This window comes from Micromonospora ferruginea, assembly GCF_013694245.2.
In the GTDB taxonomy this organism is placed as follows: Bacteria; Actinomycetota; Actinomycetes; order Mycobacteriales; family Micromonosporaceae; genus Micromonospora; species Micromonospora robiginosa.
The window spans coordinates 5128921-5154956 of sequence record NZ_CP059322.2; the positions used below are offsets into that span (position 1 = coordinate 5128921).

At 73.8% G+C, this 26036-nt stretch carries 23 protein-coding genes; 8 read left to right on the plus strand and 15 right to left on the minus strand.

All coding sequences use genetic code 11. The features are described 5' to 3' along the window. Window positions 1-3 precede the first annotated feature (3 nt). Window positions 4-561 carry a response regulator gene (locus H1D33_RS22575; RefSeq protein ID WP_181571255.1) on the minus strand — a complete coding sequence of 186 codons (558 nt, stop codon included), beginning with the start codon at window positions 559-561 and terminating at the stop codon, window positions 4-6. Further along, on the minus strand, window positions 558-4922 hold the full coding sequence (locus H1D33_RS22580; RefSeq protein WP_181571254.1) for a HAMP domain-containing protein: 4365 nt from the start codon (window positions 4920-4922) through the stop codon (window positions 558-560). Before H1D33_RS22580 ends, H1D33_RS22575 begins: the two co-directional genes overlap by 4 nt. 181 nt (window positions 4923-5103) lie before the next feature. On the opposite strand from H1D33_RS22580, the gene H1D33_RS22585 reads away from it, so the two are divergent. Continuing rightward, window positions 5104-7152: a SpoIIE family protein phosphatase gene (locus tag H1D33_RS22585; RefSeq protein ID WP_181571253.1), complete on the plus strand. Its 2049-nt coding sequence runs from the start codon at window positions 5104-5106 to the stop codon at window positions 7150-7152. A gap of 121 nt (window positions 7153-7273) precedes the next feature. Here H1D33_RS22585 and H1D33_RS22590 read toward each other — a convergent pair whose 3' ends face one another. Beyond that, on the minus strand, window positions 7274-8860 hold the full coding sequence (locus tag H1D33_RS22590; protein ID WP_246411923.1) for an FAD-binding oxidoreductase: 1587 nt from the start codon (window positions 8858-8860) through the stop codon (window positions 7274-7276). A gap of 100 nt (window positions 8861-8960) precedes the next feature. On the opposite strand from H1D33_RS22590, the gene H1D33_RS22595 reads away from it, so the two are divergent. After that, entirely contained in the window at window positions 8961-11054 is a 2094-nt protein-coding gene (locus H1D33_RS22595) for a S9 family peptidase (RefSeq protein ID WP_181571251.1), read from the plus strand. A 52-nt stretch (window positions 11055-11106) separates the two neighbouring features. Here H1D33_RS22595 and H1D33_RS22600 read toward each other — a convergent pair whose 3' ends face one another. From H1D33_RS22600 to H1D33_RS22620, 5 genes are read right to left on the minus strand one after another with little or no spacing between them, the layout of a single operon-like run. After that, entirely contained in the window at window positions 11107-12051 is a 945-nt protein-coding gene (locus H1D33_RS22600) for a threonine ammonia-lyase (protein ID WP_181571250.1), read from the minus strand. Between the two features lie 38 nt (window positions 12052-12089). Next, entirely contained in the window at window positions 12090-13592 is a 1503-nt protein-coding gene (locus H1D33_RS22605; protein WP_181571249.1) for an FtsX-like permease family protein, read from the minus strand. Further along, window positions 13589-14290: an ABC transporter ATP-binding protein gene (locus H1D33_RS22610; protein WP_181571248.1), complete on the minus strand. Its 702-nt coding sequence runs from the start codon at window positions 14288-14290 to the stop codon at window positions 13589-13591. The genes H1D33_RS22605 and H1D33_RS22610 overlap by 4 nt, the downstream gene beginning before the upstream one ends. Then, window positions 14287-14823 carry a PadR family transcriptional regulator gene (locus H1D33_RS22615; RefSeq protein WP_181571247.1) on the minus strand — a complete coding sequence of 179 codons (537 nt, stop codon included), beginning with the start codon at window positions 14821-14823 and terminating at the stop codon, window positions 14287-14289. The genes H1D33_RS22610 and H1D33_RS22615 overlap by 4 nt, the downstream gene beginning before the upstream one ends. Before the next feature lie 42 nt (window positions 14824-14865). Then, window positions 14866-15432, minus strand: coding sequence for a TIGR03086 family metal-binding protein (locus tag H1D33_RS22620; protein ID WP_181571246.1), 567 nt, complete (start codon window positions 15430-15432; stop codon window positions 14866-14868). Between the two features lie 31 nt (window positions 15433-15463). Here H1D33_RS22620 and H1D33_RS22625 point away from each other — a divergent pair, with 31 nt between their 5' ends. Beyond that, window positions 15464-16279 (plus strand): helix-turn-helix domain-containing protein, encoded by an 816-nt coding sequence (locus H1D33_RS22625; RefSeq protein ID WP_181571245.1) that lies wholly within the window; start codon window positions 15464-15466, stop codon window positions 16277-16279. Between the two features lie 348 nt (window positions 16280-16627). On the opposite strand, the gene H1D33_RS22630 is transcribed toward H1D33_RS22625, so the two are convergent. The 6 genes from H1D33_RS22630 to H1D33_RS22655 are packed head-to-tail and all read right to left on the minus strand — an operon-like array spanning window position 16628 to window position 22211. Continuing rightward, window positions 16628-18166 (minus strand): SpoIIE family protein phosphatase, encoded by a 1539-nt coding sequence (locus H1D33_RS22630; RefSeq protein WP_181571244.1) that lies wholly within the window; start codon window positions 18164-18166, stop codon window positions 16628-16630. Window positions 18167-18168: 2 nt separating this feature from the next. Next, window positions 18169-19515: a sensor histidine kinase gene (locus tag H1D33_RS22635; RefSeq protein ID WP_181571243.1), complete on the minus strand. Its 1347-nt coding sequence runs from the start codon at window positions 19513-19515 to the stop codon at window positions 18169-18171. After that, window positions 19512-20525, minus strand: a complete 1014-nt coding sequence (locus tag H1D33_RS22640; RefSeq protein ID WP_181572623.1) for a SpoIIE family protein phosphatase — start codon at window positions 20523-20525, stop codon at window positions 19512-19514. Before H1D33_RS22640 ends, H1D33_RS22635 begins: the two co-directional genes overlap by 4 nt. Further along, entirely contained in the window at window positions 20522-20941 is a 420-nt protein-coding gene (locus H1D33_RS22645) for an ATP-binding protein (RefSeq protein WP_181571242.1), read from the minus strand. The genes H1D33_RS22640 and H1D33_RS22645 overlap by 4 nt, the downstream gene beginning before the upstream one ends. Next, window positions 20938-21351 carry an STAS domain-containing protein gene (locus H1D33_RS22650; RefSeq protein WP_181571241.1) on the minus strand — a complete coding sequence of 138 codons (414 nt, stop codon included), beginning with the start codon at window positions 21349-21351 and terminating at the stop codon, window positions 20938-20940. The genes H1D33_RS22645 and H1D33_RS22650 overlap by 4 nt, the downstream gene beginning before the upstream one ends. Further along, entirely contained in the window at window positions 21351-22211 is an 861-nt protein-coding gene (locus H1D33_RS22655; RefSeq protein WP_181571240.1) for an STAS domain-containing protein, read from the minus strand. Before H1D33_RS22655 ends, H1D33_RS22650 begins: the two co-directional genes overlap by 1 nt. A 159-nt stretch (window positions 22212-22370) precedes the next feature. On the opposite strand from H1D33_RS22655, the gene H1D33_RS22660 reads away from it, so the two are divergent. Continuing rightward, window positions 22371-22727, plus strand: coding sequence for an STAS domain-containing protein (locus tag H1D33_RS22660; protein ID WP_067310147.1), 357 nt, complete (start codon window positions 22371-22373; stop codon window positions 22725-22727). Window positions 22728-22737: 10 nt separating this feature from the next. On the opposite strand, the gene H1D33_RS22665 is transcribed toward H1D33_RS22660, so the two are convergent. Beyond that, window positions 22738-23904 carry an MFS transporter gene (locus H1D33_RS22665; protein WP_246412154.1) on the minus strand — a complete coding sequence of 389 codons (1167 nt, stop codon included), beginning with the start codon at window positions 23902-23904 and terminating at the stop codon, window positions 22738-22740. A 199-nt stretch (window positions 23905-24103) separates the two neighbouring features. Between H1D33_RS22665 and H1D33_RS22670 the strand changes: the two genes are divergently transcribed. The 4 genes from H1D33_RS22670 to H1D33_RS22685 all read left to right on the plus strand — a co-directional run bounded on the left by H1D33_RS22670 (window position 24104) and on the right by H1D33_RS22685 (window position 26009). Continuing rightward, entirely contained in the window at window positions 24104-24778 is a 675-nt protein-coding gene (locus tag H1D33_RS22670; RefSeq protein WP_414685551.1) for a FadR/GntR family transcriptional regulator, read from the plus strand. A gap of 39 nt (window positions 24779-24817) precedes the next feature. Further along, the gene (gene mscL, locus H1D33_RS22675) at window positions 24818-25288 is read left to right on the plus strand and encodes a large conductance mechanosensitive channel protein MscL (RefSeq protein ID WP_181571238.1); all 471 of its coding nucleotides are present in this window, start codon (window positions 24818-24820) and stop codon (window positions 25286-25288) included. Window positions 25289-25365: 77 nt separating this feature from the next. After that, window positions 25366-25614: a hypothetical protein gene (locus H1D33_RS22680; RefSeq protein ID WP_181571237.1), complete on the plus strand. Its 249-nt coding sequence runs from the start codon at window positions 25366-25368 to the stop codon at window positions 25612-25614. Window positions 25615-25643: 29 nt separating this feature from the next. Continuing rightward, window positions 25644-26009 carry a hypothetical protein gene (locus H1D33_RS22685; protein WP_181571236.1) on the plus strand — a complete coding sequence of 122 codons (366 nt, stop codon included), beginning with the start codon at window positions 25644-25646 and terminating at the stop codon, window positions 26007-26009. The last annotated feature ends 27 nt before the right edge of the window (window positions 26010-26036 follow it).

The following is a 26036-nucleotide window of genomic DNA, read 5'->3' on the forward strand; positions in this document are numbered from 1 at the left end:
CCCTCAGCGGGTGTTGCCCCAGCGGGCCTGCTCCAACAGGTCAGCCGCCCGCTCCCGGGTCGCCGGGTCGTCGTCGCCGCGCAGCATCGCGGTCGCGGAGTCCACCGCCTCGGCCAGGCGCCGCCACTGCACGTCCCGCTCCCGCACCACGTCCGACTGGGCGGCGAGCTGCCGGGTCTTCACCCACAGCTCGACGAAGACCGTCACCTTCGCCCGCAGCACCCACGGGTCGAACGGCTTGGTCAGGTAGTCGACCGCACCGACCTGGTAGCCGCGCAGCGCGAGCTGGGCGTCCTTGTCCGCCGCGGTGAGGAAGATGATCGGGATGTGCCGGGTCCGCTCCCGCCGCTTGATGTGAGTGGCGGTCTCGAAGCCGTCCATGTCCGGCATCTGGGCGTCGAGCAGGATCACCGCGAAGTCGTCCACCAGCAACTGCTTGAGCGCGGCCTCGCCGCTCTCCACCGCGACCGACTGCACCGGGAGACCCTGGAGGATCGCCTCCAGCGCCATCAGGTTCTCCCGCCGGTCGTCCACGAGCAGGGCCTTGGCCGTCTGCGTCACGCGCTCTCCTCGCCTCTGCTGCGGCCGATCCAGGTCGCCATCAACCCGATCAGCTCGTCCAGGTCCACCGGCTTGGTGATGTAGTCGCTGCCGCCGGCCGCGAGCGCCGACTCCCGGTCGCCGGGCATCGCCTTGGCGGTCAGGAACACGATCGGCAGGTCCGCGAAGCGGTGGTTGCGGCGGATCTGCGCGGTCGTCTCGTACCCGTCCTGGTCCGGCATCATGGCGTCCATCAGGACGATGTCCACCTCCGGGTGCTCGGCGAGCTGACGCACGCCGTCCACCCCGTTGTCCGAGTACAGCACGGTCATCCCGTGCAACTCCAACGCGGAGGTCAGCGCGAACACGTTCCGGACGTCGTCGTCGATGATCAGGACGGTCACCCCGTCCAGCCGGCGGGTGGCCGGCGTCTCCTGCGGCTGCGGCAGCTCCATCGGCATGAGCAGCGACGACGGCAGGCCCGCGCGACTCGGCGACGGTGGCGCCGGCGCCACCACCGCGTCCGGCGCCAACACATCGGGTACGAAGAGAGTGAACGTCGAACCCTGCCCGGGCGCGGACGACACGGTGATCGTGCCGCCGAGCAGGCGGGCCAGGTCCCGACTGATGGACAGGCCCAGGCCGGTGCCGCCGTAGCGCCGGCTGGTGGTGCCGTCGGCCTGCTGGAACGCCTCGAAGATCAGCGACAGCTTGTCGTCCGAGACGCCGATCCCGGTGTCGATCACGGTGAACGCGATCACCCGCTGCGCGTTGGTCAGCGCCGGCACGTCGAAGACCGCGTTCTCGGCGGCCGGCCCGATGCGCAGCGTCACCGCGCCGTTGTCGGTGAACTTCACCGCGTTGGAGAGCAGGTTGCGCAGGATCTGCTGCAACCGCTGGGCGTCGGTGACCAGGGCCGGCGGCAGCTCCCGGCTCACCCGGACCTGGAAGTCCAGGCCCTTCTCCTCGGCCTGCGGCGCGAACGCCTGCTCGACGTAGCCACGGATCTCGGAGAAGTGGACCTCGGTCGGCTCCACGTCCATCCGACCCGCCTCGATCTTGGACAGGTCGAGGATGTCGTCGATCAGCCGGAGCAGGTCCGACCCGGCGCCGTGGATGGTCCGGGCGAACTCGATCTGCTTCGCGCTCAGGTTGCGCTCCGGGTTCTCGGCGAGCAGCCGCGCCAGCAGGAGCAGCGAGTTCAGCGGCGTACGCAGCTCGTGGCTCATGTTCGCCAGGAACTCCGACTTGTACGCCGACGCCCGGGTGAGCTGCTGCGCCTTCTCCTCCAGGCCGAGCCGGGCCAGCTCGATCTCCCGGTTCTGCGTCTCGATGTTGGCCTTCTGCTCCGACAGCAGCTTCGCCTTGTCCTCCAACTCGGCGTTGGTGCGCTGCAACTCCGCCGACTGGTCCTGCATCTCGTGCGCCAACCGCTGCGACTGCGCCAGCAACTCCTCCGTACGCCGGTTGGCCTGGATGGTGTTGACCGCGACGCCGATGGTGAGCACCAGCCGCTCCAGGAACGCCAGGTGCAGCTCGGAGAAGGTGGTCACGCCGGCGAACTCGATCACGCCGAGCAGCTCCCCCTCGAACAGCACGGGGAGCACCACCAGGTCGGCCGGCGGCGTGTCGGCCAGCCCGGAGCGGACCACCAGCCGCCCGTCCGGCTGCGCCTTGACCCGGATCGTGCGGCGGGACAACGCGGCCTGCCCGACCAGCCCCTCGCCGGGGCCGAACGTGACGTCGTGCCCGCGGGCCACGTACCCGTAGGAGGCGGTGAGCCGCAGCCGCATGCTGCCCTCGGAGCTGTCCGCCAGGAAGAACGCGCCGAGCTGCGCGTCGACCAGCGGGGTCACCTCCATCATGATCATGCGGCAGACCTCGCCCAGGTCCCGCTGGCCCTGGAGCAGGCCGCCGATGCGGGCCAGGTTGGAGTCGAGCCAGCCCTGCTCGGCGTTCTTCTTGGTCGTCTCCCGCAGGGTGACGATCATCTGGTTGATGTTGTCCTTCAGCTCGGCGACCTCGCCCTGCGCCTTGACGTTGATCCGCTGGGTCAGGTCGCCCCGGGTCACCGAGGTGGAGACCTGCGCGATCGCGCGCAACTGGGTGGTCAGCGTCGAGGCGAGCTGGTTGACGTTCTCGGTGAGGTCGCGCCAGGTGCCGGAGACGCCCTTCACCTGCGCCTGGCCGCCCAGCTTGCCCTCGGAGCCCACCTCACGGGCGACCCGGGTCACCTCGTCGGCGAACGACGAGAGCTGGTCCACCATCGTGTTGACCGTCGACTTCAGCTCCAGGATCTCGCCCTGCGCGTCCACCGTGATCTTCTGCGACAGGTCGCCCCGCGCCACCGCCGTGGTCACCGACGCGATGTTGCGGACCTGGGCGGTCAGGCTCGACCCCATCGAGTTCACGTTGTCGGTCAGGTCCCGCCACGTACCCGAGACGCCCTTGACCTGGGCCTGACCACCGAGCTTGCCCTCGGTGCCCACCTCACGGGCGACCCGGGTCACCTCGTCGGCGAACGACGAGAGCTGGTCCACCATCGTGTTCACCGTCGACTTCAGCTCCAGGATCTCGCCCTGCGCGTCCACCGTGATCTTCTGCGACAGGTCGCCCTTGGCGACCGCGGTGGACACCTGGGCGATGTTCCGCACCTGGGCGGTCAGGTTCGACGCCATCGAGTTCACGTTGTCGGTCAGGTCCCGCCAGGTGCCGGCCACGCCGCGCACCTGCGCCTGGCCGCCCAGCTTGCCCTCGGTGCCCACCTCACGGGCCACCCGGGTCACCTCGTCGGCGAACGACGAGAGCTGGTCCACCATCGTGTTCACCGTCGACTTCAGCTCCAGGATCTCGCCCCGGGCGTCCACGGTGATCTTCTGCGACAGGTCGCCCTTCGCCACCGCCGTGGTGACCGACGCGATGTTGCGGACCTGGCTGGTCAGGTTCGACGCCATCGAGTTCACGTTGTCGGTCAGGTCCCGCCACGTACCCGAGACGCCCTTGACCTGGGCCTGACCACCGAGCTTGCCCTCGGTGCCCACCTCGCGCGCCACCCGGGTCACCTCGTCGGCGAACGAGGAGAGCTGGTCGACCATCGTGTTGACGGTGTTCTTCAGCTCCAGGATCTCGCCCTGCGCGTCGACGGTGATCTTCTGACCGAGGTCGCCCTTCGCCACCGCGGTGGAGACCTGCGAGATGTTACGGACCTGGCTGGTCAGGTTGCCGGCGAGCTGGTTGACGTTCTCGGTGAGGTCGCGCCAGGTGCCGGAGACGCCACGCACCTGCGCCTGACCACCCAGCTTCCCCTCGATGCCCACCTCACGGGCCACCCGGGTCACCTCGTCGGCGAACGACGAGAGCTGGTCCACCATCGTGTTGACGGTGTCCTTCAGCTCCAGGATCTCGCCCTGGGCGGCCACCGTGATCTTCTGCGACAGGTCGCCCTTCGCGACCGCGGTGGACACCTGGGCGATGTTGCGGACCTGGCTGGTCAGGTTCGACGCCATCGAGTTGACGTTGTCGGTCAGGTCCTTCCAGGTGCCGGCCACGCCCGGCACCTGCGCCTGACCGCCCAGCTTGCCCTCGGTGCCCACCTCACGGGCCACCCGCGTCACCTGCTCGGCGAAGAGGCGCAGCGTGTCGGTGAGGGAGTTCATCGTGTCGGCCAGCTCGGCCACCTCGCCGCGCGCGCCGACGGTGATCTTCTGCGACAGGTCGCCCTTCGCCACCGCGGTCGCCACCTGGGAGATCGACCGCACCTGGCCGGTCAGGTTCGACGCCATGGTGTTCACCGAGTCGGTGAGGTCCTTCCACGTGCCGGCCGCGCCCCGCACGTCGGCCTGGCCGCCCAGCTTGCCCTCGGTGCCCACCTCACGGGCCACCCGGGTCACCTCGTCGGCGAACGACGAGAGCTGGTCGACCATGGTGTTCACGGTCCGGCCGATGCGCAGGTACTCGCCGCGCAGCGGGCGCCCGTCGATCTCCAGCGCCATGTGCTGGGACAGGTCGCCGTCGGCCACCGCCACGATGACCCGGGCGATCTCGGTGGTCGGGCGGCCCAGGTCGTCGATCAGCGAGTTGACCGCCCGCTGCCCCTCCGCCCAGGAGCCCTCCAGCCCCTCGTCGTCGAGCCGCTCGGTGAGCCGGCCGTCCCGGCCGACGATCCGGCTGATCCGGCGCAGGTCCAGGTGCTGCCGCTCCTGCAGCGACACCACGTCGTTGAAGGCGTCGGCCACCTCGCCGGAGAAACCCGCCCGTCGGGGCAGGCGCACCCGGAGGTCGCCACGGGCCACCCGCTGCAGCGCCTCGACCAGCTCGCCGAGGAGCACCTCGTGGTCGGACGCGGACGGATCCGCGGTCACCGACTGTTTCGCCGTGGTCATCATTCCTCGCTCAGCTCGGGGCCCACCGGCTCGTGCCGACACGCGGCCATCCCACCATTCTGCCGCGCGATTCGTCGAGGTCACCGACGGCCGCAGGCGCGTCACGCGCGGTATCCACCCGGTTCGCCGGTTCTCGCCGGGGCGCTTGGCACCCGGGGTGGCGGAGGTGGAGGATACGAAGGTGTCAGCGGAGGTGGAGCCGGCCCACAGCGGTCGCGCGGACGAGCACGTCCGGCGAGTCCGCCTTCCCGCCGACCGGCGCACCCCGGCCGCGGCCCGGGCGCTGGTGCGCGCCATGCTCCTCGAAGCCGGCCTGCCCGAACTGCTCAACGAGGCGCTGCTGCTCACCACCGAGCTGACCACCAACGCGGTCGAGCACGCGCAGACCGAACTGGACATTGAGGTCGAGGCCGACCCGGCCGGGTTCACCGTCACCGTCACCGACTTCGCCTCCGGCCCGGTCGACGAACTCGTCGTCGGAGTGCGCAACACCACCTCCGACATCACCGAGGTGGCCTCGCGCGGGCGTGGCCTGCTGCTGGTCGACCACTTCGCCAGCCGGTGGGGCACCACCTACCTGCCCACCGGCAAGGGTGTCTGGTTCCGCCTGGACCGTCCCGGCCTGCGCGGGTCCGCCCGGCCGTCCGGCCCACCGGTGTCACCGGCCGACGAGGGCACGCCGAGCGCCGCCGCGATGAGCGAACTGATGCAGACCACCCCCGATGCGTACGCCGACGACCCGCTGCCCGAGTTCGCCGCCGGGCTGCTGACCCGGGTGGCCGAGATGGTGGGCGCCGCCGGCGGCACGGTCCGGCTGGACCGTGGTGACGGGCTGGGCACCCAGGTCTTCGCCCGGCACGGCCGGCCACCCCGGGACGACAACGAGCTGCTGCGCGTCCCGCTCGCCGTGCACCGCCCGTACGCCGGCGAGCTGGAGCTGGACGCGGCGCCCTCGGCGTACGCCCGGCCGCTCGCCGTGCTCGCCGCCGAGCGACTCTCGCTGCACCTGGAGAACGACCGGCTGCGCCGCGCCGACGTACGCCGCTCCACCTGGCTGACCTTCCTCGCCGAGGCGAGCGAGCTGCTCGCCCAGTCGCTCGACGTCGAGCTGACGATGGCGCTCATCCCGCAGCTCGTGGTGCCCCGACTGGGCCAGTGGTGCGCGGTGCACACCACCGACGAGTGGGGGCGGCTGCGCCTCGCCGCGTCCAGCCACGCCGACGAGGCGATGCTCCCGCACCTGCACCGGTTCCTCGCCGAGACCGGCCCGGACTCGATCCAGTCCCGGCTGCGCGAGGCGTCCCGCAGCCTGACCCAGGTGCCGCTGGGCGGTCCGATGGAGGGCTTCGCCGTGCCGCTGATCGCCCGCGGCCAGCGGCTCGGCACCCTGGCCGTGGGCCGGCACCAGCGGCACCGGCACGACCCGGACGAGGTCGCGGTCCTGGAGGACGTGGCCCGGCGGGCGGCGCTCGCCATCGAGAACGCCCGCATCCACGCCGAACGCCGCCGGGTCGCGCAGACCCTCCAGCAGTCGCTGCTGCCGCCGGTGCTCCCGGTGGTCGAGGGCATCGGCCTCGCCGCCGAGTACGTCCCGACCGGCGACGACGCCGAGGTCGGCGGCGACTTCTACGACGTGGTCCCGCTGACGGACGGCCGCTGGCTTGTGGTGGTCGGCGACGTCTCCGGCAAGGGCGTGCAGGCGGCGGCCGTGACCGGCCTGGTCCGGGACGTGATCCGGGTGCTGGTGGGCGACGGCAAGCCGCTGCCCGAGGTGCTCGGCCGGTTGAACGAGACGCTGGTCGAGCGCGGCGGCGGGCGTTACTGCACGCTGGCGCTGGCCGCGGTCGGGCCCGGCGACGGCGACCAGCTCGACGTCGCCCTGCACCTCGCCGGCCACGACCGCCCGGTGCTGCTGCACGGTGGTGGCGGCGCGACGTTCGTCGGCACCGGCGGCACCGCGCTCGGCCTGCTCGACACCATCACCACCCCGACGGCCGAGCTGGCGCTGAAGCCGGGCGACGCGCTGATCTTCTACACCGACGGCGTGACCGAGCGGCGGCGCGGCCGGGAGCTGTTCGGCACCGAGCGGCTGCGCGAGTCGGCGGCCCCGCTGGCCGGCTACTCGGCCGACGTGGTCGCCGCGCGCCTGCGCGCCGCCACCATCGCGTTCTCGGCCGAGCCACCGCGCGACGACATCGCCGTCCTGGTCCTCCGCAACGACACGCTCTGACGCGACGCCCCCTCCCCCCTTTGACGGCGATCATGAAGTTGACGGCGCATTTCGTCCCTTTCGTTCCCGCCAACCTCATGATCGCCGCCTGAATCCGGCATCCCTGGTGGGCCGGGGTGGGTCAGAGGCCGCCGGGGAGGCGGCCGGGGGCCAGGCGGTGGTGCGGATCCAGGTGGGCCTTGGCGCTGCGCAGCCGGGGCAGGGCGGGCAACTCGCCCCACAGGTCGACGACGCGGCGCACCGGCGCGGGCGCCGAGATCACCACGCACCGGCCCTGCCGGGCGATCAGCACGCCACGGACCGCGGTCAGGATCGACGCCACCCGCTCGGGTGACAGTGCGCCGGGCAGGGCTGCGTAAGCGGTGCCGACGCCGGCCGAGCCGCGCACCGGCACCGGGGCGCCGGCGGCGTCGCGCAGCGCGTAGACCGCGGCGTGCAGGTCGCCGGCCGGCACCTCGATGCGCAGCGCGGTGTCACCGGGGGCGAACGGGTAGCGGCCCCACCACTCGGGCGCGTGGTGGTTGACCACGGCCTCGGCGCCGAGCACGCCGATCAACCGCTCGGCCCGCTCGACCACGTCGGACGGGCCGCCCTCCAGCAGCACCACCAGGCTGCCCGCCGCCGGCCGCCCGGTCACCGCCGGGTGGTCGGGGCGGCCGGCCACCGAGGGATGGCTCGCCGGGATCCGGCGGCGAGGCAGCGGCACCGGCACCGGCAGGTCCAGCTCGACGGCGGCCGGGGCGACCTCGGCGGCGAGCACCGCGCGGATCAGGTCGTGCACCTCCAGCGGGGTCCAGACCGGGCGGGAGACCCAGACCCGGCTCGCCGGCACGGCATGCACCCGCATGGTCGCCGAGACCAGCACGCCCAGCCCACCCTGCGAGCCGCAGAGCAGCCGGGCCACGTCCAACCCCGGCAGCTCGCCGCGCCCCAGCACCGCGTCGCCGCCGCCGACCGGCCCGGCGGCGAAGAGGCCGTCCGGCCCGGCGGTGAGGAGGCCGTCCGGCCCGGCCGAGCCGGCGGTGCCCTGGCCGCCGACGACGAGCCCGCCGGCGCGGCCCCAACCGACCGCGGATCCGTCGTCGGAAGCCGGGTCGCCGGCCCGCCGGCCGCCACCGGAACCACCGGACGGGGCCGCCGCCCCGAACCGGGCGGTGCCGGACTCGCCGACGCTGATCAGCTCGCCGTCGGCGTCGAGGTAGCGCACGCCGACCAACTGGGCGCACGGGGTGCCGTGCCGGTGGCGCAGCGGACCGGCCTCGTCGGCGGCGAGCACCCCGCCCAGCGTCGCGCCCGGCGAGGGCACGTCGACCGGCAGCCGCCGGCCGGTGCGGCCAAGGGTGGCCTGGACCGCGCGCAGCGGCGTGCCGGCGCCGATCTCGGCCACCGGGGCGGCGTGCGGCTCGTGCCAGACGCCGGCCAGCCGGCCGGTGTCGAGCATGATGTCGACCTGGGCCGGTGCCGCACCCCAGTCGATCTTCGTGCCGGCGCCGCGCGGCACCACGGTCAGGTCGTGCGCGGCGGCGAGCCGCAGCACCTCGGCGGCGGCGTGCGGGCCACCCGGCACGGCCACCCAGCGGGCGGTGCGCCCGGCCACCTCGTCGGCCGGGCCGGCGAACCGGGCGAACGGCGGACCGCAGATCTCGGTCAGCCTGCGGGTGATGTCGAGGGCTCCGGGTCGGTCGGTGGAACGCGCTGCAGCCGCCATGGCGGTCATCGTACACATGTTCGAAAATGCTGGCGGCGAGTCGCGGGATTCGCGCGGCGCGGACGCCCGGCGGCGGCCGGACGACCGGTAACGTGGCGCCGTGACCACGACCCCACAGCCCACGGCGAAGCGCGTTCCGGCCGAGCGGACCCACCACGGCGACACCGTCGTCGACGAGTACGCCTGGCTCGCCACCAAGGACGACCCGGAGACGATCGCCTACCTGGAGGCCGAGAACTCCTACACCGAGGCGCGCACCGCGCACCTGGCCGGGCTGCGGGCCGAGTTGTTCGAGGAGACCCGCCGGCGCACCCAGGAGACCGACCTGTCGGTGCCGACCCGCAAGGACGGCCACTGGTACTACACCCGCACGGTCGAGGGGCAGCAGTACGGCGTGCACTGCCGGCGCGCCGTCCGCCCCGGCGAGACCAGGCCCCCGGTCAGCGCGGACGGCGCCCCGCTCGACGGCGAGGAGGTGCTGCTCGACGGCAACCAGCTCGCCGAGGGGCACGACTTCTTCTCACTCGGCGCGTTCGACGTCAGCCCGGACGGGCGCTGGCTGGCCTACTCCACCGACTTCTCCGGCGACGAGCGGTTCACCCTGCGGATCAAGGATCTGAGCACCGGCGAGCTGCTGCCCGACGAGGTGCCCGACACGTTCTACGGCACCGCGTGGTCCAGTGACGCCTCCACGCTGTTCTACGTCACCGTGGACGACGCCTGGCGGCCGAACCGGGTGTGGCGACACACGATCGGCACCACGTCGGGCGAGGACGTGGTGGTCCACCAGGAGGACGACGAGCGGTTCTGGGTGGGCGTCGAGCTGACCCGCTCCGAGCGCTTCGTGATCGTCGACATCCACAGCAAGATCACCAGCGAGGTCCGGGTGATCCCGGCGGCCAACCCGACCGGGGAGCCGGCGATCGTCGCCCCGCGCCGGCAGGGCGTCGAGTACGCGGTCGAACACCACGGCCACCGCTTCCTGATCCTGCACAACGACGGCGCGGAGGACTTCGCGCTCGCGTACACCTCGGCGGACGCGCCGGGCGACTGGACGCCGCTGATCCCGCACACCCCGGGCACCCGCCTGGAGGCGGTCGACGCGTTCGAGAACCACCTGGTGGTGTCGCTGCGGAGCAACGGGCTGACCGGGCTGCGGGTGCTGCCGGTCGGCAGCGACGACAGTTGGGACATCGACTTCCCGGAGCCGATCTACAGCGTCGGGCTGGACGCCAACCCGGAATACCGCACCGGCACGGTCCGGCTGCGCTACACCTCGCTGGTCACCCCCGACTCGGTCTACGACTACGACCTGACCAGCCGCGAGCTGGCGCTGCTGCGGCAGAAGCCGGTGCGGCCCGGCCCGGACGGGCGGGAGTACGACCCGGCCGACTACGAGCAGCACCGGGACTGGGCGCTCGCCGACGACGGCACCCGGGTGCCGATCTCCCTGGTCTGCCGCCGGGACACCCCGCGTGACGGCTCCGCGCCCGCCGTCATCTACGGCTACGGGTCGTACGAGGCCAGCATGGACCCGTGGTTCTCGATCGCCCGGCTGAGCCTGCTCGACCGCGGCGTCATCTTCGCCGTCGCGCACATCCGCGGCGGCGGCGAGCTGGGCCGCCGCTGGTACGACGAGGGCAAGCTGCTGGCCAAGAAGAACACGTTCACCGACTTCGTGGCCTGTGCCCGGCACCTGGTCAAGGCCGGCTGGACGGCGAGCGACCGGCTGGTCGCCCGGGGCGCGTCGGCCGGCGGGCTGCTGATGGGCGCGGTGGCCAACCTCGCGCCGGACGCGTTCGCCGGGATCGTCGCGCAGGTGCCGTTCGTGGACGCGCTCACCTCGATCCTCGACCCGTCGCTCCCGTTGACGGTCACCGAGTGGGAGGAGTGGGGCAACCCGCTGGACGACCCCGAGGTCTACGCGTACATGAAGTCGTACACCCCGTACGAGAATGTGACCGCCGCCGACTACCCGGCCGTCCTCGCGGTGACCAGCCTCAACGACACCCGGGTGCTCTACCACGAGCCGGCCAAGTGGATCGCCCGGCTGCGCGCGCTCGCCCCGCAGGGCGACTACCTGCTCAAGACCGAGATGGGCGCCGGCCACGGCGGGCCCAGCGGCCGGTACGACGCCTGGCGCGAGGAGGCGTTCGTCAACGCCTGGACGCTGGACCGCCTCGGCCGCGCCTGACGGTAAGGAGGGGCCCCTTTTTAACAGACGTCTGTTAAAAAGGGGCCCCTCCTTACACGCTGAGGGCCGCGGCGAGCACCGCCGGGTCGGCGTTGCCGCCGGTGACCACCGCGACCGTCCGCCCGGCCGGCAACTCGTCGCGGTGGAACAGCCGGGCGGCCGTGGCGACCGCGCCGCTCGGCTCGGCCACCAGCCGCGCGTCCCGCATCAGCCGGCCGGCCGCCGCCATGATCTCGTCCTCGGTCACCGTGACGATGCCGTCGAGGCGCGCCCGCAGGTGTGCCAGCGTCCGCGCGGACAGGTTGGTGCGCAGCCCGTCGGCGCAGGTCCGGTAGGTCCGCTCGACGTCCCAGACGACCACCTCGCCGGCGGCGAGCGACTCCTGGGCGTCGGCGGCCAGCGCCGGCTCCACACCGATCACGGCGGCCGACGGGCGCAGCGCCCTGACCGCCGTGGCGACGCCGGAACCGAGCCCACCGCCGCCGATCGGCACCAGGACCACGTCCACGTCGGGCAGGTCGGTGACGATCTCCAACCCGACGGTGCCCTGCCCGGCGATGACCGCGGGATGGTCGAACGGCGGCACCAGCGCCCCGCCGGTCTCCGCCACGATCCGTTCCGCCTCGGCGAGCCGGCGGGCCGGCGGCACCGGCCGCACGTCCGCGCCGAGCGCCCGCATCCGGTCCACCTTGACCGCCGGCGCCCCCTCGGGCACCACCACCGTGCAGGGCACCGCGAACGCGCGGGCCGCGTACGCCAGCGCCTGGCCGTGGTTGCCCGAGGAGTGGGTGACCACCCCTCGGGACCGCACCGCCGGGTCGAGCCGGGCCACCGCGTGGGTGGCGCCGCGCAGCTTGAACGACCCCACCGGTTGCAGGCTCTCCGGCTTGAGCCACAGCTCGTCGTCCCAGGCGGCGGGCAGCAGCGGGGTGCGCAGCACGGTGCCCGCCACGTCGTCGGCGGCGGCCCGGACGTCGGCGATCGAGATCAGCTCCATCGCACCATCCTGCCCCGTCTCTGGAGTGACCGGCCGGCTCAGGTGGCGCGCAGCTCCTCCACCGAGGTGGCCGAGCGCAGCAGCACCAGGCCGGCCACCGCGGTGAGCAGCACCGCCGCCAGCCCACCCGCCGCGAACCAGGCCAGTTGCTCCCACGGTACGTCCGGCGTCACGGTCACCTTCGGCACCCATCGGGTACGCGTCGCGCCGCCGTCCGAACCGCACGCCTGCCAGCCCGGGTCGCAGGCGGTCTGCTCGAAGCCGCCGCCGCTGGGCGCGGGCATCGGGCCGGCGATCAGCAGGTAGCCGACGGTCAACGCGAGCGCGATCGCGGGCACGGCCGGGGCGATCGACGCCCAGAGCAGCGAGCGGCCGATGGTGGACCGGGGCACCCCGGTCGCCACCTGCGCCGCGTACGCCCGGCGTCGGCTGGTCACGCCCTCGACCACGGCGACCAGCAGTCCGCCGGCGGCGATCGCCACGGCCACGCCGACGGCCAGGTCGACGAGGTCCATCGCGCCGAGGTAGAAGTCCGGGTCGGACAGGCCGCCGCCGGTGCGGCGAGCCAGCTCGACCTCGGCCTGGAAGTCGGCCCGCAGGGCGGCGGCCCCGGCGCCGAAGATCAGCGCGGCCAGCAGCGCGGCGAACGTGCGACTGCCGGCCCACGGGTCGGCGGTGAGCCGGCGCGCGGCGAGCAGCGCGGCCGCACCGCGCCCGTGGCGGTGCAGCAGTCGCCCGGTGGTGTACGAGATCCAACCGGTGCCGGACACCACGCCGATCATGGCGGTCAGTCCGCCCAGGAGCACCAGCAGCGGCACGACCGAGTCGGGCATCACCGCGCCGCGCCGCTCGTACCACAGGCCGACGGGTCGGATCGCGGCGAAGAGTGCCAGTGCGACCAGGATGAGCACGCCCGGCCACGGCCAGGGCGCCCGGGTGCGGACCCGGCGCACGACGCCGAACGGGGTGGTGGTGACCCGGCGCAGCAGCAGCGCGCCGGCCAGCGCGGCGACCAGCGGCAGTCCGAGCACGACGGCGGCCACGGCGGCCGGGGCCGGGTGCACGTCGGTGGGCAGCGGCAGCCGCCCGGCGGCGTCGGGCCGGTGCAGCAGCCGGCGGCCGACCTCGAACACGGCCAAGCCGGCGAGCGTGCCGAGCAGGCTCGCCACCCCGGTCTCGGCGACCGCGAGCCGGGTGACCTGCCCGGGGGTGGCCCCGGCCAGCCGGAGCGCGGCCAGCCGCCGGTCGCGCCCCGGCGCGCCGAGGCGGGCGCACTGCCCGGCCAGCCCGAGCACCGGTACGCAGAGCAGCAGCAACGCGAACGCCACGCCGGGACGCAGGCCGGGCTCGCGCAGCAGCGCGTTGGTGTACTGCTCGGAGTTGACGCCGTCGTCACCGGTCGGCCGGGCCACCGCCAGCACGGTCAGCGCGGCCAGCCCGGCGAGGGTCGCCAGCGCGGCGCTCAGCGCGGTGAGCGCCACCCGCGCGCCGTCGGTGCGGGTGCCGGCCAGCGCGAGCCGCAGCAGCGTGCCCGGTCTCACCGCGACCCGCCCGGCAGCACCGGGTCGAGGCCCAGCCCGGTGTGGTCGACCATCCCGTCGCGCAGGCTCACCTCCCGGTCGGCGTACGCGGCGATCCGCGGCTCGTGCGTGACGAGCACGACGGTGGTGCGCTGTTCCCGGGCCAGCCGGACCAGGTGGGTGAGCACCTGCTCGCCGGCGAGCGTGTCGAGCGCGCCGGTGGGCTCGTCGGCGAAGAGCACCCGCGGCTCGGTGACCAGCGCCCGGGACAGCGCGCAGCGCTGCTGCTGCCCGCCGGACATCTCGCCGGGCCGGACGTCGGCGACCTCGGCCACGCCGAGCCGCTCCAGCCAGGTGAGCGCCGCCGTCCGCGCCTCTCGCCGCCCCGTGCCGGCGAGAAGCAGCGGAAGGGCGACGTTCTCCGCCGCGGTCAGCTCGGCGACGAGCTGGCCGAACTGGAACAGCACCCCGAAGTCGGTGCGGCGCAGCCGCGAGCGGGCCGCCTCCGACCACGTGTCGATCCGCTCGCCGCGCCAGGTGACCTGGCCCGCGTCGGGTCGCAGGATGCCGGCGAGGCAGTGCAGCAGGGTGGACTTGCCGCAGCCGCTCGGGCCGGTGACGGCGAGGACCTCCCCCTCGGTCACGTCGAGCGTCACGCCGCGCAGCGCCGGTGTCGGGCCGTACGCCCGAACCACGCCGCGCGCCTCGAGGAACGTCACGGGTGCACCTCCCGGTGCCAGTCGGCGACCCGGTCGAGGGTGGTGTGCAACCACCGCAGGTCCGCGTCGAGGTGGGCGATGGCGAAGTCGGCGGCGACCACCTCGTCGAGGTGGGCGTCGGGGGCGGTCTTGACCGCGGTCAGCTCGCGCAGCCGGTCGTTGTGCGCCCGGCGCTGGGCGACCAGGTAGGCGCGGGCCTGGTCCGCGTCGGCCACCAGCAGCGCGACCACCACCTTGGCGAAGAGCGTGCTGGCCACGTACGGCATCGGTGGCTCGACGGTGGCCAGCCACGCGTCGAGCGCGGCCCGCCCGTCGTCGGTGAGCGTGTAGGCGGTGCGGTCCGGCCCGCCCTCGCGGGTGGCGCCGGCCGGGGTGACCAGGCCGTCGCGGTGCAGCCGGGCCAGCGTCGCGTAGACCTGCCCGAAGGCGAGCGGCCGGGCCCGGGGCAGCCGCTCGTCGTGGGCGCGCTTCAGCTCGTAGCCGTGACGCGGCCCGCCGGCGAGCAGCCCGAGCAGAACGTGCTGGGTGGACACGGACCCACTATTCGCTGAGCGAATAGTGGTGTCAAGGGCGGGTCAGCGGGTCCACGCCGGATCGCGCCCGGTCCGGCCGAGCAACGTCGCCAGCGAGGCGGGATCGGCGTCCACCGGCACCGGCGCGCCGAACGCGCCCATCCGCTGCCCGGTGTCGCCCATCCGGTCCATGAACTCGTGCCCGGCCGCCACCACCGAGGGGTCCACCACCAGCTCCTGGCCGGTGGCGCGGGCCAGGTCCCAGCCGTGCACGGTGAGGTCGATCAGGGCCATCAGCCCGACCGTCTCCTGTGGCAGCCCCATGCCCGGCGAGGCGCCCTCCAGCGCGTCCGGGTCCGACCAGGCCTCGACCAGCCGCTCCGTCTCCGTGGCGAACCGGTCCCGCCAGCCCTCGGTCAGGTGGTCGGTGCCACCCGACCAGTCGACCTCCTCCCGCCGGGCCATCGCCTGGAAGTTGACCGCCACCTCGAACAGGTGGTTGAGCAGATCGCGTACCGGATATTCGGGGCACGGGGTGGGCCGGTCGAGCTGGTCGTCGGCGACACCGCGCACCACCGCCGCCGTGCGCGGCGCGGCGACGGCCAGCAGTTCACTAGTCTTCGTGCTCATCGGGCCAGCGTATGAGGGTGGTCTTGAAGAAATGCGACACGAACCGCGGGGGGACAGCCGGGGGATCCTCGATCCCGGTCGGCTGCTGCGGCAGGTCCGGTTCCGGCGCCGGCTGCCCGACCCGGCGTTGCGCCCCTGGGTCGAGCACTACTGGCTGATCGACTGGGACCTGACCGAACCGTTCGACCAGCGGATCGTGCCGCATCCGTCGGTCAACGTGGTGTTCCAGGCGCAGGACGGCGCCGCCGAGCACGGCCTGGTGGCCGGCGTCGACACCGGCCTGTTCGCCGTCACGCTGCACGGCGCCGGGCGGGTCACCGGCGTGCAGTTCCGCCCCGGCGGCTTCCGCCCGTTCTGGCGCCGCCCGGTCGCCGAGCTGACCGGCCGCCGCATCCCGCTCGTGGCCGACGTCGGGCTGCCGGCCGGCGGCGGGCCGATCTGCCCGGGCGCCGACGACGAGCGGTGCCGCCGGCTGGACGCCCTGCTGTCCGGTTGGGGTCCGGCGCCCGACCCGGCCGCCGCCGAGGCCGTCGCGCTGGTCGAGGAGATCCGCGTCGACCGGAGCGTGCTGCGGGTGGCCGACCTCGCCGGTCGGCACGGCGTCTCCACCCGCCGGCTCCAGCGACTCTTCCTCGACCACGTCGGCGTCGGTCCGAAGTGGGTGATCCGCCGGTACCGGCTCCAGGAGGCGATCGAGCAGGCCGCCGCCGGACCGCTGGACTGGTCGCGGGTCGCCGCCGATCTGGGGTACGCCGACCAGGCGCACCTGGTCCGCGAGTTCACCGCCGTCACCGGCGTCCCGCCCGCCGCGTACGCCCGCTCGCTGGGTGCCGCGGGCGGCGCCTGACCCGCCGGACGGGGCGGCCGGCGCGCTCGTCGGCGGCCGGCGGACGGCGGCGCTGCGGGCGGACGGGCGGACGGCGGCGCTGCGGGCGGCCGGCGCGGTTGCGCTGCGTAACAGCAGCCGAGGCTGCCGGGATCAGCCCGCGCCGCCTTTGCTCTGCAGCCACGGGCGCAGCACGCACGCAGGGTGACGGCAGCGGCCGGACCGTCGCCGCGCCCTCGCGCCGGCCGCCGCTGCTCAGGGCGGTGCTGCACCGATGGCTGCAGAGCAAAGGCGGCGACGGGGTCACGCCGCCGGCCGAGCCGGCCGGACACGCCGAGTGACAATGCCGATGAATACGAAGGGTGACCGTCAGCGGCGACGGACGGCAACCACGGCGACGTCGTCGTGGATCTCCGGCGGGGCCAGCTCGATCAGCAGCCGCTGGCAGAACTGGTCGAGGTCGTCGTCCACCCGGGTGGCCACCACGCCGAGCGCGGCCATGCCGTCGTCGATGGTGGCGTCCCGCCGCTCGATCAGGCCGTCGGTGTAGAGCACCAGCGTGGCCCCGGCCGGCAGCACAAACTCCAGATCGGGCGGGCGCGGCGCGCGCACACCGAGCAGCGGCGCGGTCTGCGCCACGAACTCGACCCGCCCGTCGCGGTTCAGCAACGCCGGCAGGTGCCCGGCGCTGGCCAGCCGGATCAGCCCGGTGCCCGGGTGCAGCAGCAGCACGCAGATGGTGGCCAGTTCGGTCGGCAGCAGCGCCCGCATCAGCTCGTTGACCCGGTCCAGGATCACGCCCGGCTGGTGCCCCTCGACCGCGTACGCCCGCACCGCGTGCCGCAGCTCGGCCATCACCGTGGCGGCGTGCAGCGAGTGCCCGGCCACGTCGCCGATCGCCACCAGCAGGTGCCCGTCGAGCATCACCAGCTCGTAGAAGTCCCCGCCCACCTCGGTCTGCGCGCTCGCCGGCTCGTAGCGGACGGCCAGGTCCAGGCCGACCACCTCGGGCAGCCGCCGGGGCAGCAGGCTGCGCTGGAGCGTCACCGCGATCCGGTGCTCCTCGTCGAACGAGCGCTGCGCCTCCACCGCCGACGCGACCGCCTGGGCGAGCTGCACCAGCACCGGCGTCCGTACGGTCTGGGTCGACGTGGGCACCACCACGTAGAGCGGGGCCCGGTCCTCGCGCAGCCGGGAGGCGGCCACGGTCACCGTGTCGTCGGCCGGCCACTCGGTCAACGGCCAGTTGCCCGGCTGGTCCACCCACACCCGGGTGCCGATCGGCACGCCGGTGTCGTCCACCACCCACGGCACGATCGTGGCCGGCGTGTGCGGGTCGACCGCCACCCCGGCCAGGCAGTCCCCGTCGAACGTCTCGGCCACCACCGCCGCCGGCGAGCGGAAGATCCGCGCCGCGCCGGACGCGGCCGCCTCCAGCAGCCGGACGAAGTTCGGCGCCGCGTGCATGTCCACGGTGGCGTCGGCGAGCGCGGCCAACCGCTCGGCGAGCTGCTCGGCCCGCCGACGGGCCCGGTAGTAGCGCAGCACCGCGTGCGCGGTGGCGACCAGCTCCTCCGGCTCGATCGGCTCGGTCAGGTAGGCGTCCGCGCCCCGGGTGAGCCCCTGCGCCCGGTCCACCACGTCCACCGCGTGCGCGGAGACGTGAATGACCGGGGTGGACGGGTGCGCCTCCTTGATCCGCTCGCACACCTCGAAGCCGCTCATGTCCGGCAGCCGCACGTCGAGCACCACCAGGTCGACCGGCTCCCGGGCCACCCGCTCCAGCGCCTCCGTGCCGTTCTCGGCCTCGACGGTCGTGAAGCCGGCCCGGCTGAGCCAGTTCACCAGCAGGTAGCGCTTCGGCCCGCTGTCGTCGACCACCAGCACCGTCGCCGGCCCGCCCTCCACCGTCACGCTCCGCCCACGGGTAGGACCACGGTGAACGTGCTGCCCCGACCCCGTTCGCTGGTCAGCTCCAGCGTCCCGCCGAGCAGGGTGACCAGCCGACGCGCGTACGGCAGGCCGAGACCGGTGCCGCCGACCCGGGTCGTGCCGGGCACCTGGTAGAACTCCTCGAAGATCCGCTCGTGCAGCTCCGGCGGGATGCCGACCCCGGTGTCGGTGACCGCGAGCGACCACATCTCGCCGCAGCGCTCGGCACGCAACCGCACCTCGCCCCGCTCGGTGAACTTCAGGCCGTTGTGCAGCAGGTTGCGCAGCACCTGGGCGAGCAGCACCTCGTCCGAGCGGACCGTGGCCGGCGCGGGCGGCTCCTCGACCACCAGTTCCACCTCCGGCCGGGTGGCCAACGCCCGCAGCGTGCCGCGCAGTTGCCCGAACACCGCGCGCAGGTCGACCTCGGACCAGTCCGGCTCGATCCGCCCCGACTCGGCCTTCGCCAGGTCGAGCAGCTCGTTCACCAGGGCCAGCAGGTCACCGGCGGACGACCGGATCAGCCCCACCTGGCGGGCCTGCTCGCCGGTGAGCGGATCGGACGCGGAGTCGGCCAGCAGCCGCCCCAGCCCGATGATCGCGGTGACCGGGGCGCGCAGCTCGTGACTGACGTTGGCCAGGAACCGGCTCTTCGACTCGCTGGCGGCCCGCAACTGGGCCGACTTCTCGTCCAGCTCGGCGTAGAGCGCCACCACGCCGCGGTTGGTCTCCTCCAACTCCTCGGTGAGCTGGTTGTAGAGCGCCATCACGCCCCGGTTGGTCTCCGCCAGCTCGGAGTTGAGCACCGCCAGCTCGTCCCGCTGGGAACGCACCTCGTCGAGCGCGGCGATGAGCTGGGCGTTCTGCGCGGCCAACTCGTCCAGCGCGGAACCCGGAGCACGCTCGGCCAGCTCGTCGCGGAGCCGGCCGGCGCGTTCCGGTGTCAGCTCCTCGGCGTGGTCCGGTATTCGTCGGGACATCCTCACGACGGTATCGCCCTCGACCGTGATCACCTGCAACGAGTCCACCAGACGTGCGACCGCGCCGGACTGCGGCTCGTACCGGCCGCCGGGCAGCGGACGCACCGGCGACAGGTCCACCCGGAGCCGGGCGCGGCCGGCGACCTCCCGGTCGACGGCGAACGTGACGTCCGCCCCCTCGACCCCGCGCAGCAGCTCCCGGGCCACCTCGCTGAGCGCGGTGGCGATCCGGACCTGGTCCTGGTGCTCCAGCCCGACCGCCGCGGCGACCTCCCGGCCCCGCTGGCGGACCAGGAAGATGTCCTGCTCGACCCGGAGCGCCAGGTGCAGCAGCCGCTCACTCATGGGGCCACCTGGGCGACCAGGACACACGCGTCGTCACGGCGGACCCCGGCGTCGCGCAGCAGCGTCGCGGCGGTCAGCAGCGGTGGGCGGCCGGCCAGCCCGGGATAGTCGTCCAGGTTCCAGCGGTCCACCACGCCGTCGCTGTGCATCACCAGCGTCGCGCCGGGCGGGAACGGGTAGTCGTACCCGCGGATGGTCGGACGCTGGTGCCCGGCGATGCCGGGCAGCGAGACCAGGCCGCGCCGCCGCTCGCCGGCGGCCACGATCATGGCGGCGATGTTGCCCAGGCCGGCGAAGCGCAGTTGCCCGGTCGCGGAGTCCGGCTCGGCCACCGCGAGCGCCGCGCCGCGCGTGTGCGAGATGGCGGCGTGCAGGTGCCGCACCACGACGTCCGGCGGGCCGGCCGGCGCCGAGCGGAACGCGGCGACCGCCGCGCCGGTGGCGGCGGCGGCCAGCGGCCCGTGCCCCAGCCCGTCACAGACCAGCACCTGGCGGCGCCCGTCGACGATCCGCACCGCGTAGCCGTCGCCGCTGTCCTGCTCGCCGGTGATCGGCCGGGCCAGCCCGCCGGCCCAGTCCGGCGCCGGCGGCGGCCCGTCCCACACCTGGACGGTCAGGACCGTGCCCCGGCCGGGCACCGAGTAGCCGTCGAACCGGCTCGCCTGCCGGGTGATCGCGCCGAGGCCGATGCCGAGCGTGCCGGACGTGGAGTGCCCGTCGGCCGAGGAGAGCGTGAGGTCGGCCATGCCGGGGCCGGAGTCGATGGCCACCAGCTCCACCCCGGCCCGCCCGTCGCGCCGGGCCGGACGCAGCAGCAGGGCGCCCTCGCGGGCGTGCTTGACCAGGTTGCTGGTGATCTCGGCGGTGACGATGGCCAGGTCCGCGACGCGCGGCGGGCTCAGTTCGAGCTGCCGTCCGAGGCGCTCGGCCACCCGGCGTACGCCGCCCGCGGTCGCGCCGTTGTCGACGCGGAACCACACGCCGTGGTCGGGGACCACGTCGGCGATCATCGCGACCACTTGGTGACGGTGATCGTCGTGCCCTCGCCGACAGCGGTCCGGATGTCGAACTCGTCGACGAGCCGGCGGGCGCCGCTGAGCCCGAGGCCCAGCCCGCCGCCGGTGGTGTAGCCGTCGGTGAGGGCCAGGTCGAGGTCGGGGATGCCCGGCCCCTGGTCGGCGAAGACGATGCGGACGCCGCGGCGGCGGCCGTCGGAGACGGTGGTGACCTCGGCGCTGCCCCCGCCGCCGTAGATCAGGGTGTTGCGGGCCAGCTCGCTGGCGGCGGTGACCAGCTTGGTCTGGTCGACCAGGGACAGTCGGGCCGCGACCGCGGTGGTACGCACCAACTGCCGGACCCGCACCACGTCCTCGTCGCTACGGATCGCCTGCGTCGCCGGCGTCCCCAGGTCGAGGCCGGTGGTCATGGCGTCGCCGTCGCGTCGGCGTCCTCGTCGTCGCCGAGCGTCACGTCCCCGTCGTCGGCGCGGGACGCCGCGATCAGTTCCATGCCCCGCTCGACGTTGAGCGCGGTGCGGATGCCGTTGAGCGAGAGCCCCAGCTCGACCAGGGTGATGGCGACGGCGGGACGCATCCCGACCACCACCGTCTCGGCGTCGAGCACCTTCGAGATCGACGCGATGGTGGAGAGCATCCGGCCGACGAAGGAGTCGACGATGTCCAGCGCCGTGATGTCGATGATGACGCCGTGGCACCCGGTGGCGACGATCCGCTCGGCCAGGTCCTCCTGGAGCTGGACCGCCGTCTGGTCGGACATGTCGACCTGGATGGAGACCAGCAGGATGTCGCCGATCTTGAGAATCGGCACCCGCTCCATCACGCCTCCCGGCGCGTGCGGCGGGAGGCGGTCTCGACGCCGGTCAGGCGCAGCACGTGGCGCAGCGCGTCGGCCAGGCTCGCCTTGGTCGCGATGTCGCCGAACTCGATGCCGAGGGCGACGATCGTCTGGGCGATCTGGGGCCGGATGCCGGAGATGATGCAGTCGGCGCCCATCAGCCGGGCGGCCACCACGGTCTTGAGGATGTGCTGGGCGACCTGGGTGTCCACCGCCGGCACGCCGGTGATGTCGATGATCGCGTACGGCGAGCCGGTGTCGACGAGCGTCTGCAGCAGCCGCTCCATCACCACCTGGGCGCGGGCCGAGTCGAGCGTCCCGACCAGCGGGACGGCGACCACGCCCTCCCAGAGCTTGACCACCGGCGTGGACAGCTCCAGCAACTGCTCCGCCTGGTCGGCGATCAGGCTCTCCCGGGCCCGGACGAACGTCTCGAAGGTGAAGAGCCCCATCTGGTCGACCAGCGCGGAGAAGGCGACGAAGTCGCGCAGGGTGGCCTCGCCCTGGTCCTCCTCCATCAGCTCCAGCACGGCGTCCTTGATCGCGAACACGCTGATCGCGGTCTCGGTGGCGCTGAATCCCTGCCGGGCGCGGGTGGTGGAGACCTCCGCGAGCACCGCCCGCAGCTCGCCGCCGTGCTCGTCGGCCAGGTCACCGAGACCCTGCCGGGCGGCGTCGACCACGGCGCGGTGCAACTCCTGCACCTGGCGGGCCAGTTCGGCCCGGCTCAGCCGGCCGCGCAACGAACTGGCGACGATTTCGATCCAGCGGTTGGTCAACCGGTCCGCGTGCCGACTCAGCAGTTCGGCGAGCCGCCCACCCTGTTCCGCGCTCAATGCCACGTTGACCTCCCAGATCTGGACGGGCGGACTCTATCACCGGGGTCCGTCGCACTACTTGCCACGGGACAAAGAAATGATCGACAGCACCTGTGCCGGCTCCCGTTCTGCGCGGCGCGCCCATCGTGGGATACCGTTCCTCCGAACACAGGAGGTCGACGAATGTCCCTGACGGTGCACACGGAACAGCGCGGCGACGTGGTCGTGGTGTCGGTCGCGGGCGAGCTGGACATGGCCACCGCACCGCAGCTCCAGGACCAGATCACGGACCTGCTGGACAAGGGGCGCAGCCGCCTCGTGTTCGACCTGGCCGAGGTGTCGTTCTGCGACTCGACCGGGCTGTCGGTGTTCGTCCGCGCCAAGAACAGCTGCGACGAGGCCGGCGGCGTGGTCCGGTTGGCCGCCCCGCAGCGCGGTGTGCTGCGCATCCTCGAGGTCAGTGGCCTGGTCGAGGTGCTGCACACCTATCCGACGGTCGACGAGGCCGTCGCGGGCGACCCCACCCCGGCCTCCTCCTGACGCTCCCCGCTCAGCGCTCGTCCTCGATGTAGCGGGGACGAGCGATCACCATGCCCGCGGTCGTCTGCACGGCCAGCGCCAGCAGCAGGAAGCCGATCGGCGCGGTCCAGCCACCGGTCGCGCCGTAGAGGATGCCGACCAGCAGCGGGCCGAGCGCGGCGATGACGTACCCGGTGCTCTGCGCGAACGCGGAGAGCGCCACCGTGCCCTCGGCGGTGCGGGCGCGCAGCCCGATGGTGGTCAGGATGAGCGGGAACGCCCCCTGGCCGAGCGCGAGCAGCAGCACCCACAGCGGTGCCAGGCCGCGCGGCGCGAGCGCCAGACCGAGGTACGCGGCGGCGGAGAACACGGTCAGCGACAGCACCAGCGGGCGCAGCGTGGCCAGCCGTCCGGCCAGCGTCGGCATCATCAGCGCCACCGGCACGCCCAGCGCGGTCACGCCGGCCAGCAGCAGGCCGGCCGCCTCGGGCCGGTAGCCGGCGTCCCGGAAGAGTTGGGCCAGCCAGCCCATGATCGCGTAGCCGCTGAGCGACTGCGCCCCGAAGTAGACCGCCATGGCCCAGCCGAGGCGGGTCCGGCCCGGCCGTACCCGCGCCGGGGTGGCGAGCGCCGCCGCCGGGGTGGCGGCCTGGTCGGCGGCCCGCCGGGCGGCGCGCGCCCGCAGCGCCAGCGGCACCCACGGGATGACGGCCAGCGCGGCCAGCCCGGCCCAGACGCCGAGCCCGGCCCGCCAGGAGCCGAAGGCGTGGGCCACCGGCACGGCGGACGCGGCGGCCACCGTCGTGCCCACCGTCAGGGCCATCGTGTACGCGCCGGTGACCAGCCCGGTGCGGTGCGGGAAGTGCTGCTTGACCAGCATCGGCAGCAGGATGTTCGCCACCGCGATGCCGGCCAGCGCGAGCGCGCTGGTGAGCACGAAGACGGCCACCGAGTCGGTGACCGCGCGCAGCACCTGCCCGACGGTGAGCGCGATCATGGCCAGTACCAGCACCCGGGGGGCGGCCCAGCGGCGGACCAGCCACGGGGTGAGCGCGCCCAGTCCGGCGAACGCGACGGTGGGCAGCGTGGTGACCACGCCGGCCATCGCGCCGGAGAGGCCCAGCCCGACGCGGATCTCGTCGAGCAGCGCGCCCAGGCTGGTGACCGCGGCCCGCAGGTTCAGCGCGACCAGCAGCATGCCGACCAGCACCAGCAGGCCGCCCCGCGCCGGGGTGAGCGCCGCCGGGCCGGCCGACGGGTCGGGGCCGGCCGCGGGCGCGGGGCCGGGTGTGACGTCGGCGGTGGGCGCGGTCGCGGTGGGCGGGGGTGGCGGGGTCATGACCTCGAACCTACAATCATGGGATGAATTTCGGCAGCAGGTGTAACCGGTGACACCCGTGGTGGATTCCGTCGCCGTGCCGCCGCGCGGCCACCGGGTGCGCCAGACCATCGAGCAGCTCCGGGCCCGCATCCTGGGCGGCGAGTGGCCGGTCGGCGGGCGCATCCCCACCGAGCCGCAACTGGTCGCCGCGCTCGGCGTGGGGCGCAACACGGTCCGCGAGGCGGTCCGCGCCCTGGTGCACGCCGGCGTGCTGGAGTGCCGGCAGGGCTCCGGCACCTACGTGGTGTCGACCGACGAGCTGGCCCCGGTGGTGGCCCGCCGGCTCACCGACGACCGGATGGCCGAGGTGATCGAGGTCCGGCGCGCGTTCGAGGTGGAGGCCGCCCGGCTGGCCGCGCTGCGGCGTACCCCGGAGGATCTGGCGGCGCTCGACGGCGCGCTCGCCACCCGGGAGGCCGCCTGGCGTTCCGGCCGGGTGGACGAGTTCGTGGAGGCGGACGCCGCGCTGCACACGGTGGTGGTGGCCGCCGCGCACAACGCCATGCTCGCCGAGCTGTACGCCTCGGTCGGCGCCGCGCTGCGCAGCACCGTCGCCCAGGCCATGGGCACGGCGCTGACCGACGAGCGGTACGTCGACCACGGTCGACTCGTGGAGGCGATCCGGGCCGGCGATCCGGAGCGGGCAGCGATCGAGGCCGGTGCTTTTCTCGAAGGGCCGCACGGGGCATAGGTTGTCCCCGACGGAGATTCGGACAGCACGGGAGAGCGGATGCTCAAGGGCTTCAAAGACTTCATCATGCGCGGCAACGTCGTCGACCTGGCGGTCGGTGTCGTCATCGGCGCCGCGTTCACCGGCGTGGTCACGCAGCTGACCAAGTCGTTCCTGGAACCGCTGGTGCGGGTGGTCATCGTGTTGATCACCGGCAACAAGAACGGGCTCACCGGCTCGACGCCCATGTTCCGGGGCGTCGCGTTCGACTGGGTGGCGTTCGTCAACGCGGTGATCACGTTCGCACTCACCGCGGCGGCGCTCTACTTCCTGGTCGTCTACCCGATGAACCGGCTCGCCGAGCGGCGCAAGCGCGGCGAGGAGCCGCCGCCCTCCGCGCCCAGCGAGGAGGTCAAGCTGCTCACCGAGATCCGGGACGCGCTGCTCGCCGGCGGGCAGGGCACGCCCGCCCAGCGCGGCGCGCTGGACGACGTGCTGGGTCGCCGGCAGGAGCCGCCGGCCCCGCGCTGACGCCATAGCTCATCGGCCCCCGCGGAGATTTCGCGGGGGCCGACGAGAATCGAACACATGTTCGATAGAGTCCGGCCATGGAGCAGCGTAGGCACTGGTGGAACGGGAAATGGGGGCGGCTCGCCCGGCGGGACGTCTTCCTCCGGGTGGACGGCGACCGCTGGCACGTGGAGCAGCGCGCCGGCGGCGCCGAGGGGGTCTCCCGCTTCTACGAGCACGCCAGCGTCGAGGAGGCCGAGGAGACGGTCCGGTCGCTGCTCGACGGGGCGGACACCTGGCGCGAGTTGTCACCGCGCCCGCCGGGCGGCTGGGCCCCCTCCGTTTAGCGCCCGCGCGCCACGGGAACCGCTCCGACATGAGCCAGCAGCAGGACACCGTCTCCCGGATCACCACCGGCATGCGGGTGGTCGACTCCACCGACGTCGAGATCGGCACCGTCGATCTCGTCCAGCGCGGCGACCCGGCCGCGGTGACCGTGGAGGCCCCCGCCCCGGTGGACCCGGGCAGCAGCCTCGACGAGCTGATCGAGTCGGCCGCCGCCGAGGAGCCGGACGTGCCGGCCGACCTGGCCGCCCGGCTGCTGCGCGAGGGCTACCTCAAGGTCCGCACCGAACTGGCCGACACCGGCGCGGTCTACGTGCTGGCCGACCGGATCGCGGCCGTGACCGACGGCGCGGTCCGCCTCACCGTCCCCGTCGCGGAGCTCCCCGCCGAGGAGTGACCACCGGCCGACGTTCGAGCGGTCCAC